The sequence below is a fragment of the Marinimicrobium sp. genome, assembly GCF_002695945.1.
GTDB classification, from domain to species: Bacteria; Pseudomonadota; Gammaproteobacteria; order Pseudomonadales; family Cellvibrionaceae; genus Marinimicrobium; species Marinimicrobium koreense.
This window is the reverse complement of the sequence record NZ_NZQP01000034.1, coordinates 1-14,603: the sequence shown is the minus strand read 5'-3', so window position 1 is coordinate 14,603 and position 14,603 is coordinate 1. Positions and strand designations below refer to the sequence as shown.

Sequence of the window (14,603 nt, the reverse complement as noted above, 5' to 3'; positions counted from 1 at the left end):
GCAGGCCGTGGCTTCGTGGTTTGTGGTTGTTGCGACCCCTGAGTTCATACATTCATGGTTATTTGAGAGGTTACCCAGTGGAAATGCTATCAGGCGGAGATATGCTGATTCGCTCCCTGCGGGACGAAGGCGTCAAGCACGTGTTCGGTTACCCGGGCGGTGCGGCCCTGCATATTTACGATGCCATATTTCGGCAGAAAGACGTCAAGCACATCCTGGTCCGTCACGAGCAGGCGGCCACCCANGCGGCGGACGCCTATGCGCGNGCGACCGGTCAGGTGGGCACAGTGCTGGTGACGTCCGGCCCCGGTGCGACCAATGCCATTACCGGTATTGCCACCGCCTATATGGACTCGATTCCGATGGTGGTCATTTCCGGTCAGGTGGTCTCTGAGCGCATTGGTGAAGATGCGTTNCAGGAAACGGACATGGTGGGTGTGTCCCGGCCGATCGTAAAGCACAGCTTTATGGTCAAGCATCCGAGCGAGATTCCGGAAATCGTCAANAAGGCTTACTACATTGCCTCAACCGGTCGTCCCGGCCCCGTGGTCATTGATATNCCCAAAGATATCACGGCGCCCGGTGAGACCTTCCCNTACGANTACCCGGAAAAGGTCAAGATCCGCTCCTACAATCCGGCCACTCGCGGGCANACCGGGCAGATNCGNAAAGCCGTCCANTTGNTGCTGGAATCCAAGCGTCCGGTCATTTATGCCGGTGGTGGTGTTATTCAGGGTAATGGTTCCGATTTGCTGACCGATCTGGCCAAACGCNTGAACTTCCCGGTCACCAATACCCTGATGGGGCTGGGGGCCTACCCGGGTTCCGACCGCCAGTTCCTGGGTATGCTGGGCATGCANGGCACCTTTGAAGCCAATACCGCCATGCATCACAGCGATGTCATTCTCGCCGTGGGNGCACGCTTTGACGACCGGGTAACCAACACCGTCAGCAAGTTCTGCCCCAATGCCAAGATCATCCACATTGATGTGGATCCGGCCTCCATTTCCAAAACGGTTGCCGCCGATGTGCCTATCGTTGGNTCGGTGGAGAGCGTGCTGACCGAAATGCTGGCCATGGTCAAAGAGAGCAAAGANCNGCCGGACGCCGATGCGATCAAGGCCTGGTGGAAGCAGATTGACGAGTGGCGNACCCGTCACGGTCTTTATACCGNGNCGCGCTACAACACCGACGGCGANAANATCATGCCTCAGGATGTGATCAAGGCGCTGTACGAAGTGACNGGGGGCGATGCCTACGTCACCTCTGACGTGGGNCAGCACCAGATGTTTGCNGCCCAGTATTATCTGTTCGACAANCCGCGTCGCTGGATCAACTCCGGTGGNCTGGGCACCATGGGCTTCGGCCTGCCGGCGGCNATGGGCGTNCAGATGGCGCACCGNGATGCGGTNGTCGCCTGCGTGACCGGGGAAGGCAGCATNCAGATGTGCATCCANGANCTGGCGACCTGTACCCAGTATCACCTGCCGGTGAAAATCATCTGCCTGAATAACCATGCCCTGGGTATGGTCAAGCAGTGGCAGGATATGCAGTACGAAAGCCGCTACTCCGAATCACTGTACGAGGAGACTCTGCCGGATTTCGTCAAGCTGATGGAATCCTACGGGCATGTCGGCATNCGCGTGGAGCGCAAAGAAGACCTCAAAGCCAANATGGAAGAGTGTTTCGCCATGAAAGANCGGGTGGTGTTTATGGANATCCAGGTTGACCCAAGCGAACACGTATACCCCATGCACGTTGCACCCAATGGGTCCATGCGCGACATGTGGCTGAGCAAGACGGAGCGTACCTGACATGAAACGTATTATTTCGGTATTGATTGAAAACGCCCCGGGCGCACTGTCCCGGGTGGTCGGGCTGTTTTCCCAGCGNGGCTACAACATTGAAACCCTGACGGTNGCCCCCACCGAAGACGAGACCCTGTCTCGCCTGACGTTGACCACCATTGGNGATGATCACAAGATTGAGCAGATCACCAAGCACCTGAACAAGCTGATNGATGTGGTCAAACTGGTGGATCTGACCGAAGGCGCCCACATTGAGCGTGAGCTGATGCTGGTCAANGTCAANGCCTCCGGTGCCCAGCGNGCNGAAGTGAAGCGCTGTGTNGACATCTTCCGNGGCCAGATNGTGGATGTCACCAGCTCGCTGTACGTCATCCAGATCACCGGCACCAGCGACAAACTGGANGCCTTCTTTCAGGCNGTGGGCGAAGCGTCCATTCTGGAAGTGGTGCGCTCNGGNGTNTCNGGTATNTCNCGNGGNGAAAAAGTANTGAGTCTGTAGCCTCGNNTGGCGCCAGGGAGGGNGCCGGATCAAAGGTNCTGTGNCGNGGNANTGANNGCTTTCGTTATAAANTCCCTCCNTTTNTAGACCAAATCGTACCGANAAAAATACNCANCNCNNCNTTTTNNGNTTGCCACNAAAANNNATTTNNGCTAGGCTATTTGTAATCGGTTACAGATNCTNNNAGGCTTNCTGNNCNCCTCAGGGAGCTTATTTTTGCCTNCAGTNGTGGAACCGGTTACANAGAATAAAGGGGNNNCNNAGACNANANAGAAACCCTGANTNGNGGCNTCANCGGNNCNCTCANCGGCTCGGANTCACNCNNAAGGCGACNNGNTTTCNCCNAGTCAATAACGTTAATAAAAGTAATAAGAGGAATGTCAGTATGATCAAACGCAGAGGGTATGGTTCGCAGAAAACCGCTTTGGCACTGGCCATCGGCTGCGCACTGAGTAGTGTGGGGGTGCAAGCNCAAGAGCAGGGAGGCGGTGAAGAGGAAACTAGTCTTCTCGAAGAAGTCATCGTGCGCGGAGTACGGGCTTCTCAGTCAATGGCCATTGATATCAANCGCGACTCTGATCGTATAGTCGACTCCATTGTTGCCGAAGACATTGGCCGGCTTCCCGATACCACCATCACCGATTCACTTCAGCGGGTGACAGGGGTGCAGATCACCCGAGAAGCCAATGAGGGCACCAGTCTGAACATTCGTGGTATGCCTCAGGTGTTGACCACGCTCAATGGAGAACAGTTTCTCAGCCCTCAATCGATTACCGGCGTTCAGCCGGACTACTCTGACATCCCTGCTGGCCTGATGAGCGGCGTAGACGTGTACAAATCTCAAAGTGCTTCCATGCTCTCGGGNGGNGTATCCGGGGTGGTTGATCTGAGNACNTTCAAGCCCCTGGCGCTGGATGAAGGCTGGACCAGNCGTCTGCGTCTGGAGGCGGCNCAGGGTCAGCGCTCCAAAAACGANATGAAAGCCGATGGCACGGAAGGCACCCGCGACCCGGACCACAGTGCCAGTGTCATGGTGGGNTACAACTTTGANAATCGACTNGCCGTNTACGCCAACCTNAANCACTCGATTTCCAACGCGGCCAACTACTCCATCTGGAATGGNCATCGTCTGGGCTTTCTGGAGTCTCAGGGNGGGGCACCGCTACCCGTGGGCCCAGACCCGGTAAACAATGCCCCGGATTTGGCNGGCACCGGNAANCCGAACGANTGGTACATNGTNCCCGANCGTTACAGTGCCAACAGTCAATTCATGGAGCGTGAGCGCACGGGCGGCACCGTCAGCGCGGAGTGGGAGCTCAACGATAATTTTACTCTCAAGGGTGATGTGTTCTACACCCGTATGGACCGATACGATCGAGGGGTCAGCGCCGGCTTTAACGGNGGTAGTACTCCGCAGTCGTTTGAGGTCAATGGTGAGCCTGGNGTCTTTAGCGAGAATGTGTACAACGTCGTGCAGGACTCNCCCCATACTCAGGTTGANTACGGAGCCACCATTGGGGTGCCGGACGGCGCCGGTAATACNGTCAATCATGACNTGTANTACGTCACCGTGGCGGATGTCTGGGCGGCNGACTTCCAGACCCGCTCGGATAACGACATAGAAAAAACNGCNGCCATCAACACCAACCTGGAANTGAACTACACCAATCACGACAACCTGATCGCCAGTGTGCGTTATGTCCACGGTGAAGCAGAGAGTCAGACCCGCGAAGCGACGTTCCAGCAGGGGACTCCGGCGTGGCTCTGGGTTGATGAGGATGGTGAAGATGGTAAGGANCCGGTGGAAGGTTACCGCGTGACGGTGGATTATCGACCGGATTATCCCGAGTTCCACTATCAAGGGCCCAGTTTGGCCGATCCGGCGGTTCTCGACCAGTACCAAGGGTTCGCTCAAGGGAGCAATCTTGAGGCGGAGNTGGATGTCGTGCGNGCGGATGTNAANCTGCGTCTGGATTGGGGNCTGGTCGANTCCATTGATGTTGGCTTGCGTCACGGGATTCGGGAGGCACGCAGCGACCGATTCGAATATGTGACTGCTACCGGACGNTATACCGATTGGGAAGATCCGCGGGTTCCCGCGGATCTGCGCTACAAGCTGCTTCCGGGNAACCTNGTGTGGCAACGCTACCCCGACTGGCGCAANTTCGATTTTTCGGAAACCAATATCAANCTGGTCGAGGTCGGTGGTNTACAGGACAATGGGTTTAGCGGTGACGACACCGTCGTCTTTACCGATTTTGGCCCCATTGGTGGGTTTGAAGACGGCGTAGCGGCTCTGAACCCCGACGCCTGGGACAGCCCCTATGACTTTATGACACGTCTGTACGGCGAGGTGCGGGCCGTGGAAAACCCCGGCTACAGCTACGACGTGGAAGAGGCCAGTACTTCCGCTCACGTACAGGTGAATTTCGAGAATTTCGATCAGGGACTCTTCGGTATCCCCTACTCAGGCAATGTCGGGGTGAAAGTGGTTCAGACCGATCGGACGGTCATCCGAAATGATGTGCCGGAAGTTCTCGATATGTTCAATTCCATCGGCTATGACGACTGGCAGAAGCTTGCGTTTGTTTACGGCACGCAAACCGATGAAGTGGACTTCACCGATGTGTTGCCTTCAGTCAACTTCAACCTGTTTCCCACAGACGATGTCACCGTTCGTTTCGGCTTTGCTGAGACTATGACCCGAAATGATCTGGATAACGTCGGNGCCAGCNTGAACCTCTGGTACCAGCGCTGCCCTAAAACCGATGAAAANGGTGAGCCGGTCATGGTGGTNGGTCCCTCCGGTCCGGTACAGGATGATGTCGGTTGTGTTGGAGGAGGTGAAGATCAGGGGCGTCCGGATATCGAGCCCTGGCGGGCCCGGGTCTATAACACGGCGGCAGAGTGGTACTTCGCCGAGAACTCCATCTTGGGTGCCAGCCTGTTCCTGATTGACGTGGAAACCGCCGTAGANCCGGGNCAGGAACAGCGCTCCTTCCGAGACCTTGATGGNATCGACCGCGGTCGCCGCGCCAATATCTGGACCACGCGAAACACCGGTGCCTCGGATTTATACGGGCTGGAGGTGGGCTATAAGCAGCCGTTCACTTTCNTGCCCGGGGAGNACCTCAGTGCGACGGGCATCGAAGCGAACTACACCTACTCGCAAAGCGAGTCCCAATACTCGGATCTGGAAGGGAACAAGTTTCCGCTGCCCTCTAACTCCGAGCATCAGGCCAACCTGATTCTGTGGTACGACAAAGGGGGGCTCAATGTTCGCGCGGCGTACAACTGGCGAAGCGAAGAGTACATGGAGCGGTTCGAAGTCAATACGACCGCTGCCGTCATGGAAATGGGGCAGTGGCTTGAGCCAACCGGTTACCTCGACCTGTCCGTCAATTACTGGATCAACGACAACATAAGCCTATACCTGAACGGCACCAATCTGACCAGTGAAAGCCGCCACAGCTATGGCCAGTGGGANAATCATTTCCGTTCGCTGTGGGTTCAGGANCGCCGCTATGCAGCCGGCGTCAGCCTCTCGTTNTAACGATCGNGCTGACATCAATNAAGGCTTAACCGACTAAGAATAATTTCGGAGTTCATTATGAAAAAACAAATTGGNTATNTAGCGCTGCTCGCCTGTGCCTTCGGCCTGCAAGCCTGCGGCGGCAGCATGTTGGACACCCCGGATTCAGAAAAGCACAAGCTGATNCCNGAACCTGTTCAAGGAGATGAGGGGCGNCCGCGTCCTTCGGANAATGCNCCGGTCTTGTCATCCGATGGNTCNCAGTTGCTCGATGCCACCGGTGAANCAGTGCTTTTGCGCGGTGTAAACCTGCAATACGGCGATAACCCCTTGGAGCGAATCAATGGTATTACCTCGATTCANGAGGTGGGCTCTAATGTGGTGCGNTTACAACTCCGCTCTGACACCACNGCGGATGAGCTCGAGGCGGCGCTGCTCACTGCGGTCGATGCTGGCCTCGTGGCAATAGTGACCTATTGGGAGCCCGAGGTTGCATGTGCCGCCGATGATGAAGCTCTGTTTGGGGCGGTGAACGACCTGTGGCTGAACGAGTGGGTTCCGGTGCTGGTGCAAGACCGCTTCCAGCCCCACGTTATGCTCAATCTGGCGAGCAAGTGGGGACCGACCGGCATTTTNAANTCGTACAGTCAGGGGTANCGGATCTACATTGACAATTACAAAGCCGTNATCCGGCAGATGCGCCGGGCCGGATTCCGCAACCCGATCGTGATTGATGCGCCCGGCTGTGGCCAGGATTACNATGCCTTCCTTGGTAATCGGGGGCGGGAGCTGTTGGCCGCNGATGATGAGGAAAATATTGTTCTNTCTGTNCATGCTTTNGGATCGCNCTGGCGTGACCGGGACGATATGGCNTCGGCGATGGAGCTNTTGNANGGCGAGCGTATACCGGTCGTTGTCAGTGANTTCGGTGACNCCAATGNGGAAGANGACGCTATNCGNCACCAGGANTTGATGATCNTGGCCGCCGGAGATAANGCAGCTCAGTTGCCCATNGATTGGCAGACGCCAGACGACAAAGCCGGTTATCTGGCNGTGCTGCCGGAGTCGATGAGTGTNCTTGGCCGGGAAGTGAGTATGGAGGTCTATCTGGATGAGGCCTACATGCAGGCCGCGGAAGGCGAGGGCGTCATGGGGCTTCAGATGTACCTNCGGGATAGTGAAGGGCGNTACGCCAACCTGGGGTGGAACTCAGCCGATAGCCTGCAGGCCAACNGNTGGTCAAGCNTGNAAAAAGTTNTTCAGGACGATAGCTCCTTTGGCTGGGCNGAAGACGGCTTTGATGCNTCCAGTGTCACCAAAATCGGGCTGGAGTTGGTGGCCAATGGNAAGAATCCCGAGGTGAATGGCGANCTTCGNNTTGACAACATCAAAGTTATCGAGGCGTCTGTCCCGGAGTTGCTGCGGGAATGGACCTTCGATGATGGTGTTGCCGANTGGGCGCCAGCGTCCTGGGAGGATCCGCAAACTGGCGTTTCAGAAGTGGATGGCGCTCTTGCTCTCACCCGGGANGCTGGGGANGGTGAAGTGCTGGCGCTATCAGGTGCTATGGAAGGGGTCAGCTACTCGGGGCAGGTCGAAATTACCCTCGACGTATTGGTGCCAGCGGCTTACGGCGATGCCAGTCAGGAGCTTTACTTCACTGTCCTGTCCAATACCGCGGGCTGGCAAACGGCAAACTATCTGGGAGGTGGCAATGTCACGTTCGGCGAGTGGACTACTCTCACCTTTGAGGCAGAGTGGGCGGGTGGCTCAGACCTTGGGATCCAGATGGGTAACTTGAATGGCAGTGTTGAGCCGATTCTGTTCGATAACATCACAGTGCTTGGGTTGCCTGAAGAGCAGGTTGCCTTCGAGTGGGGCACCCAGTATCAGTCTGATTTCACCGAAGGAACCGATGGCTGGGCGGTGCTCGGTTGGCACACTCTGCCGGTCAGTGTATCGGCGGAAGATGGTGCTCTGGTCATGTCACCGCGCCCTTCTGAGGCGGGTGATACCTCGGATGATAATAACCGCACTTTCGCTGTCCAGAAGAATAATCTGAACGAGGTGGAAAACTTCAATCTCAACAGTGAAACCCTGGAAATGACTCTGACCCTGCAGTTGGATGAGGCCTACGCTCAGGCACCGGAGGACTTTGAATTCCGCGTGTTCATTCAGGATGCTAATTGGTCCAACCACACCAATCTCGCGGTCTGGACCATTGAAGATCTGACGCCGGGTGAGTGGGTGACCAAAGAGTTCGTCATGGAGTTGCCCGAAGGNTTTGAGCGCAACGGCACTCCGCAACACTTTGGTTTCCAGGTGTTCGGCGTCAGCGATATGCCCGATGCGCCAATCAAAGTCGGAGAAATGCGTATCGAGGGTGACATTCCGTTGGAGGTTGAGGAAGAAGTGGTCCAACTGATTGATTTCCACTATGCGGAACAGTTTGATTGGCTGGAAGTGGATATGGTCGAAGGCGGCTTGGTAGCAGATGACTTGCTTGCGGATGTTGCCTCGTTCGAGCGTTCCGCCCCCTTTGGTTGGTTGGCCTGGACGTGGATTGATAATTCGGAAAGCGCGACCGGGTTTGATCTGTCCAACTCTGAAGAGACCAGCGTGGATTTGACGGATCGGGGTGAGCAAGTCGTTCATGGTAAGGGTGGTCTGATGGAGACCTCCGTTCCGGCCAGATTTCCTGCGGCCGAGTAGATCTGAGCAGCGGGACCAGGGCTCCCTCTGTTATTGGGAGCTCTGGTTCGATGTTTTGTTGTCTGTACAAGTGGGTTGATACTGGAAGAGACCAAATGAAACGCTATCTGTTTGAAAGTAACACCTGTGCCGCAGCCATTCTGGCTTTTACGGCAGGTATTCTGGGGTGTGGTAGTAATAACGCTATTGAAGATGGTCCCGATACCAATCAACAGGATCCAGAAGAGGCGCTGACCTATGTTGAGGTTGAGGGAGGAGAATACCCCTATTGTACTGAGCCGGAGGCATCGGTCGATCCCGATGGCGATGGCTGGGGGCAGCAGGTAATCAGTCAGGAGGAAGAAATCTGCGTTGTCGAGATGGGTGATATGGACCCCAACGCCCCCACGGTTGAAAAACTGGATGTTGCAGAGAATCTCGTCAATGACAATGCGACCGAGACAACCCGGGCGGTTTACAGCTATCTGAAAAGTGTTTTCGGAAAGCAGGTGCTGTCAGGTCAGCAAGACTTGACGTGGAAAGATTCCACCGACATGTTCCAGCGAGTGGTCAATGACACCGGGCTGGCCCCTGCGATCATGGGCTATGACTTCATGAACTACACCGTAGCTGATGGGCAAGGGTGGTCTGGTTTGATGCAGACCGAAGAGGCGATCGCGCATTGGGAACTGGGAGGGCTGGTTACGTTCAACTGGCACTGGCGAGATCCGTCTGGAGAAACATTGGAGTTCTATACGGAATCCACCGGCTTCAGAATACCAATGGATGGCGATCAACTTGATAGGGAGTCTGAGGCGTTCGCCCAGCTGGAGGCTGATGTCGACCGTATTGCACAGGAGTTGAAGGCTCTCCAGGACGCCGACGTTCCTGTCCTCTGGCGCCCTTTGCATGAGGCATCAGGCGGCTGGTTCTGGTGGGGGGCGACCCGAGATGATTCCGTCCAACCTGCTAACGCACAGATAGCGCTCTGGAAGTATTTGTACGATCGGTTAACGAATCATCACGAACTGAATAATCTGATTTGGGTATGGAATGGAGCCTCGGCTGATTGGTACCCGGGGGATCGATANGTNGATATTATTGGNGAAGATATTTACGGAGATGCGCAAGATTACGGCTCCAAACTCCCCAANTTCAACGAAGCCGTCGAGTATCCGGACAGTGAAGACAAGATGGTTGCCTTGACAGAAAATGGCACGATTCCTCACCCGGANAATATCAAGGAGGATGGCGCCTGGTGGCTGTNNTTCGTGACCTGGAATGACGGGGACAGTGAAGAAGGTGTTACCAATAGCAGTAACTTCTGGACGGGCGAGTACTACAATGAAGATGCACATAAAGTTGAGGTTTACAACCATGAGCTGGTANTCACTCTGGATGAGCTTCCGGAATTTCACAGCGAAAACTGATCCTTCCTAGGTTCGCTTCCGANTGNGTTTTCTGGCCGGGGGNGAACANGATNGTTCAGACCTTTTTCAAAAAGGAAACCATTGGTTTCATTTTTCGTCTTTCGATCCTGGCGCCGACCCGTTCNTNAACGGAGCATTGCATCAGGCTTGATGGGCGTTTTATCGCAAATTTTTAAAAGTAANATAAATCGTATATTTTGATAAGGGTAATCATTATGAGAAGTACAATTTTAACNTGGGCTACCGGCTTTCTGNTTGGTTGGGCATCGTTGGCCGCAAATGCCGAAAAGTTTCNGCANCTNGCCGATACGCCNGCGATGGGCTGGAACAGNTGGAANACGTTCGANTGTAANGTCGACGAGTCNATGATTCGGGAAATGGCNGANGCCATGGTGGAGTCGGGNNTGAAAGCGGCNGGNNANGANTACATNAANATNGATGATTGNTGGCACGGTGAGCGNGATGCTCAGGGCAATATTCAGGTTAANAANGANCGGTTTCCCTCCGGGATGAAAGCCCTGGCCGANTATGTNCATCAGCGNGGCTTGAAGCTGGGGATTTATTCCGATGCGGGTAATACCACCTGCGCNGGCTATCCGGGCAGTCGAGGCTACGAGTATCAGGATGCGCGTACCTACGCNGAGTGGGGNATTGATTACCTGAAGTACGACTGGTGTGATACCGAGAATATCAACCCGATTGGCGCATANACTACGATGCGCGACGCGCTCAAACGCGCCGGACGACCGATTNTGTTNAGTATCTGTGAGTGGGGNGANAACCAGCCCTGGAATTGGGCGNAGGANGTGGGGCACTCCTGGCGGGTCAGTGGCGATATCTANCCCTGNTGGGANTGCGAGCTGAGTTGGGGTTCCTGGTCATCCTGGGGTGTTCTGAAGATTCTCGANATGCGTGCCGATGAGCGACTGCGTCAATACGCGGGCCCAGGTCATTGGAACGACTACGATATGCTCGAAGTGGGCAACGGTATGACAGAGGCGCAGGACCGCAGCCATTTCACCCTGTGGGCNATGTTGAACTCGCCGCTGATCGCCGGAAACGACCTGCGCAACATGAGTGATGCCACACGCGACATTCTGACGAACCNAGACATCATTGCCTTGAATCAGGACNCTCTGGGTNTACAGGCCATGAAGTACCTTCATCAGGGAGAGCTGATGATTTATGTAAANCCGCTGGAAGGCGGTGACTGGGCCTTCATGTTTCTGAACCGCGGGGATACGCCGCTGAGCTATACCCACGACTGGGCTCATCATTTTGAAGTGAAGGATGATCAGTTTGGCCATCACATCAACTTNCACNATCAGCAGTTCACCTGGCNTCGGCTTTGGNGAGATGGCGAGGGGGATACCAGTAAACCGCTTCGGTTAAAGCTGGCCGCACANGATGTGGCNGTGTTGCGGTTGTCCCCAGTGCGGTAAATTNCTGTATGGCTGGTGGCGGGTTAGCTGCTCCGGGGGGGGTTAACCCGCCACCTGTTCCCATAGTGCTGACACAATNGGGCTTTTAAGCCGCCTTTGCAGCACGCAGATGCCGGTTTCGAAGGGCCCCAGGTCCGGCTGCTGCGGCAGCGGCTTGACCCGCTGGCGCAGGGGGCTGTTTCTGAGCACAATCTCTGGCACCAATCCGACCCCGAAACCGAGGCTCACCATGCTGACGATTGCCTCATTGCCTTTGACCTCTGCGTAAATGTCGGGTGTCGAGCTGTTGTGCCCGGCACCAGCCGTCAAAGCGCTCCCNNGCAATNCCCTCNTCCGGGATGATGATCGGCCAGCGCCGCCANTCCTGTTCGGAGCCGGCCTGNTTGGNGAGNAACGCCGGGTCCTCGGGGCCGATGAACACCAGGGGTGACTCGGCAATGGACTTGAACTCCAGGCTTCCCGGCAGACGGTCGGGCCGGGCGGCAATCGCAATATCCTCCTGTCCCGCCAGAATCCGCTCGACCGCCTGGGCGGGGTCCCCCGTGTGCAGTTTGATGGCGATGCCGGGATAGCTGCCCCGGAACTGGGTCAGCAAGTCGTGCAAAAAGCTGTAGCTGGCGGTCACCGAGCAGTAAATGCTCAGTTGGCCGCGCAGCTCGTCGGCGCCCTGGTGCAGTGCTTCCTGAAAGGTCTCCCACTGTTGAAGGCTTTCCCGGGCAAACCGTTGGAATCGTTCGCCCTCGGGCGTCAGGTTCACGGATCGGTTATCCCTCAGCATCAGCGTCACGCCCAGCTCCTCTTCCAGCTGTTTCAGGTTGCGGCTGATGGTGGAGGGGCTGACGTGACACTGGGTAGCCGCTCGCCCAAAGTGGCGTGTGGCGGCGAGCGCCAGATAGAGACGAAGCTTTGTGGCGTCCATCGGGATCTCCTGCCGTTGATTGATGTTGCATTATATGCAATATCAAGTTGCGAATATATCATTTTACGTTATGAGTGTTTTTCCTTAAACTGCCGGCCGATATTCAATCGTTCCCCGCCTTTGGGCGACTATTCAGGAGATGAACATGCACGTTTATTACGACAAAGATTGTGATCTTTCCATCATCAAGGGCAAGAAAGTGGCCATTCTGGGCTATGGCTCCCAGGGTCACGCGCACGCCAACAACCTGAAGGACTCCGGTGTTGAGGTTGTGGTCGGTCTGCGTGAAGGCTCTGGCTCGGTCAAGAAAGCCGAAGGCGCTGGCCTGAAAGTGGCCAATGTAGCCGACGCGGTGAAAAGTGCCGATATCGTCATGGTTCTGACTCCGGACGAGTTCCAGTCTGCGCTCTATAAAGACGAGATCGAGCCCAACCTGAAGCAGGGCGCTACCCTGGCCTTCGCTCACGGCTTTGCCATCCACTACAACCAGATCGTGCCCCGCCAGGATCTGGATGTCATCATGGTGGCGCCCAAGGCTCCGGGTCACACCGTTCGCACCGAGTTCGTCAAAGGCGGCGGTATTCCGGATCTGATCGCGATTTTCCAGGATGCGTCCGGCAAGGCCAAAGACGTAGCGCTGTCCTACGCTTCCGCTATCGGCGGTGGTCGTACCGGTATTATTGAAACCACCTTTAAAGACGAAACCGAAACCGACCTGTTCGGCGAGCAGGCGGTGCTGTGTGGCGGTACCGTTGAGCTGGTCAAGGCCGGCTTTGAAACCCTGGTGGAAGCCGGTTATGCCCCGGAAATGGCCTACTTCGAGTGTCTGCACGAGCTGAAGCTGATTGTTGATCTGATGTACGAAGGCGGTATTGCCGACATGAACTACTCCATCTCCAACAACGCGGAGTATGGTGAGTATGTGACCGGTCCCCAGGTCATCAATGACGAGTCCCGCGAAGCCATGCGTCAGGCCCTGCGCAACATCCAGAACGGTGAGTACGCCAAGCGCTTTATCAGCGAAGGCGCCCTGAACTACCCGGAGATGACCGCCCGTCGTCGTCTGAATGCGGCGCATCCGATCGAGCAGGTCGGTGAGCGCCTGCGCGCCATGATGCCCTGGATCGGTTCCAACAAGATCATCGACAAGTCCAAGAACTGAGTTCTTGCGCAGGGGCCCTCCGGGCCCCGAGCACTCGTTCAGCCCGCTGCGGGATCACCTGCAGCGGGCTTTCGTGTACCATGGGGACAGGAAATTCAGTGTTGAGGTGGCTATGACAAACAACGATCAGGACTCCCGGCTGCAGGAAGGGGATGAGGGTTTTCTCCCCTTTGACGAGCATGTAGAGGAGGTTTCCGAGAACGGCAAGAAGGTGCGGCACCGTGGGGTGTACTTTCTCCCCAATCTGTTTACCACCGGGGCTCTCTTTGCGGGCTTCTACGCCATCATTTCCGCCATGCACGGCAATTTTGACAGTGCGGCCATTGCCATTTTCGTGGCCATGGCTCTGGATGGCCTGGATGGGCGGGTAGCCAGGCTGACCAACACCTCTAGCGCGTTCGGTGAACAATACGACAGTCTGTCGGACATGGTGTCCTTCGGGTTGGCGCCATCCCTGGTCATGTTCAGTTGGGCGCTGTCGGACTTGGGAAAGCTCGGCTGGGCGGCCGCCTTTGTGTTCGCCGTCTGCGCCGCTTTGCGCTTGGCCCGGTTCAACACCCAGATAGGTGTGGTCGACAAGAAGTACTTCGTCGGTCTGGCCAGCCCGCCGTCGGCGGCCATTCTCGCGTCCATCGTATGGACTGGCCATAGCGGCGATGTGTCGGTGTCCGTCGCGGTGGCCTCGGCGCTAATCACGACCATCGCCGGGCTGTTAATGGTCAGCAATGTTCGCTACTACAGCTTCAAGGACATCGACTTCCGCGGGCGCGTACCCTTTGTGGTCATGTTGATGGTGGTGGGGGTGTTTGTGGTGGTCAGCATCAACCCGCCGGTTGTGCTGCTGTGCATGTCAGTCACCTACGGCCTGTCGGGCCCGGCCATCTGGCTCTGGCGGCGCCGGGCCTCTCTGGTGGGGTGGGTGAATAGCAGTAAAGAGGGCGATGATTCCTCTGCTCAGGGCAGCGCTGAATCCGGCGAAGAGGATGCGCCCGAAGAGGTACGCAAGGAGCCTTAAAACTTTTTTCAAAAAGTACTTGCGCGCCCCGGATCATATCCGTATAGTTCGCGCCTCTTCCGGAGTGAAGGGTCAGCCAAAAGGACGAGGCGCTGCTTGAAAAAC

At 56.1% G+C, this 14,603-nt stretch carries 9 protein-coding genes; 7 read left to right on the top strand and 2 right to left on the bottom strand.

Going from position 1 to position 14,603, the window contains the following annotated elements:
- The first annotated feature begins 77 nt into the window (after positions 1-77).
- The 5 genes from CMG77_RS08215 (at position 78) to CMG77_RS08195 (ending at position 11,402) form a co-directional block, all read left to right on the top strand.
- Entirely contained in the window at positions 78-1,814 is a 1,737-nt protein-coding gene (locus CMG77_RS08215) for an acetolactate synthase 3 large subunit (RefSeq protein WP_286904050.1), read from the top strand.
- Position 1,815: 1 nt separating this feature from the next.
- Positions 1,816-2,307 (top strand): acetolactate synthase small subunit, encoded by a 492-nt coding sequence (ilvN, locus tag CMG77_RS08210; RefSeq protein ID WP_286904049.1) that lies wholly within the window; start codon positions 1,816-1,818, stop codon positions 2,305-2,307.
- A 385-nt stretch (positions 2,308-2,692) separates the two neighbouring features.
- The gene (locus CMG77_RS08205) at positions 2,693-5,860 is read left to right on the top strand and encodes a TonB-dependent receptor (protein ID WP_286904048.1); all 3,168 of its coding nucleotides are present in this window, start codon (positions 2,693-2,695) and stop codon (positions 5,858-5,860) included.
- Between the two features lie 2,741 nt (positions 5,861-8,601).
- Positions 8,602-9,960, top strand: coding sequence for a glycosyl hydrolase (locus CMG77_RS08200; protein WP_502691798.1), 1,359 nt, complete (start codon positions 8,602-8,604; stop codon positions 9,958-9,960).
- A gap of 215 nt (positions 9,961-10,175) precedes the next feature.
- Positions 10,176-11,402 carry a glycoside hydrolase family 27 protein gene (locus CMG77_RS08195; RefSeq protein ID WP_353743467.1) on the top strand — a complete coding sequence of 409 codons (1,227 nt, stop codon included), beginning with the start codon at positions 10,176-10,178 and terminating at the stop codon, positions 11,400-11,402.
- Positions 11,403-11,444: 42 nt separating this feature from the next.
- Here CMG77_RS08195 and CMG77_RS08190 read toward each other — a convergent pair whose 3' ends face one another.
- Both CMG77_RS08190 and ilvY read right to left on the bottom strand, forming a co-directional pair.
- Positions 11,445-11,633, bottom strand: a complete 189-nt coding sequence (locus CMG77_RS08190) for a LysR substrate-binding domain-containing protein (RefSeq protein WP_286904044.1) — start codon at positions 11,631-11,633, stop codon at positions 11,445-11,447.
- A 13-nt stretch (positions 11,634-11,646) separates the two neighbouring features.
- Complete coding sequence (gene ilvY / locus CMG77_RS08185) at positions 11,647-12,321, bottom strand: HTH-type transcriptional activator IlvY (RefSeq protein ID WP_286904042.1); 675 nt, start codon at positions 12,319-12,321, stop codon at positions 11,647-11,649.
- Positions 12,322-12,466: 145 nt separating this feature from the next.
- Between ilvY and ilvC the strand changes: the two genes are divergently transcribed.
- Both ilvC and pssA read left to right on the top strand, forming a co-directional pair.
- A complete protein-coding gene (gene ilvC / locus CMG77_RS08180; RefSeq protein ID WP_286875828.1) occupies positions 12,467-13,483 on the top strand; it encodes a ketol-acid reductoisomerase in 1,017 nt (338 codons plus the stop codon).
- 112 nt (positions 13,484-13,595) lie between these two features.
- Positions 13,596-14,498, top strand: a complete 903-nt coding sequence (gene pssA, locus CMG77_RS08175) for a CDP-diacylglycerol--serine O-phosphatidyltransferase (RefSeq protein WP_123639500.1) — start codon at positions 13,596-13,598, stop codon at positions 14,496-14,498.
- The last annotated feature ends 105 nt before the right edge of the window (positions 14,499-14,603 follow it).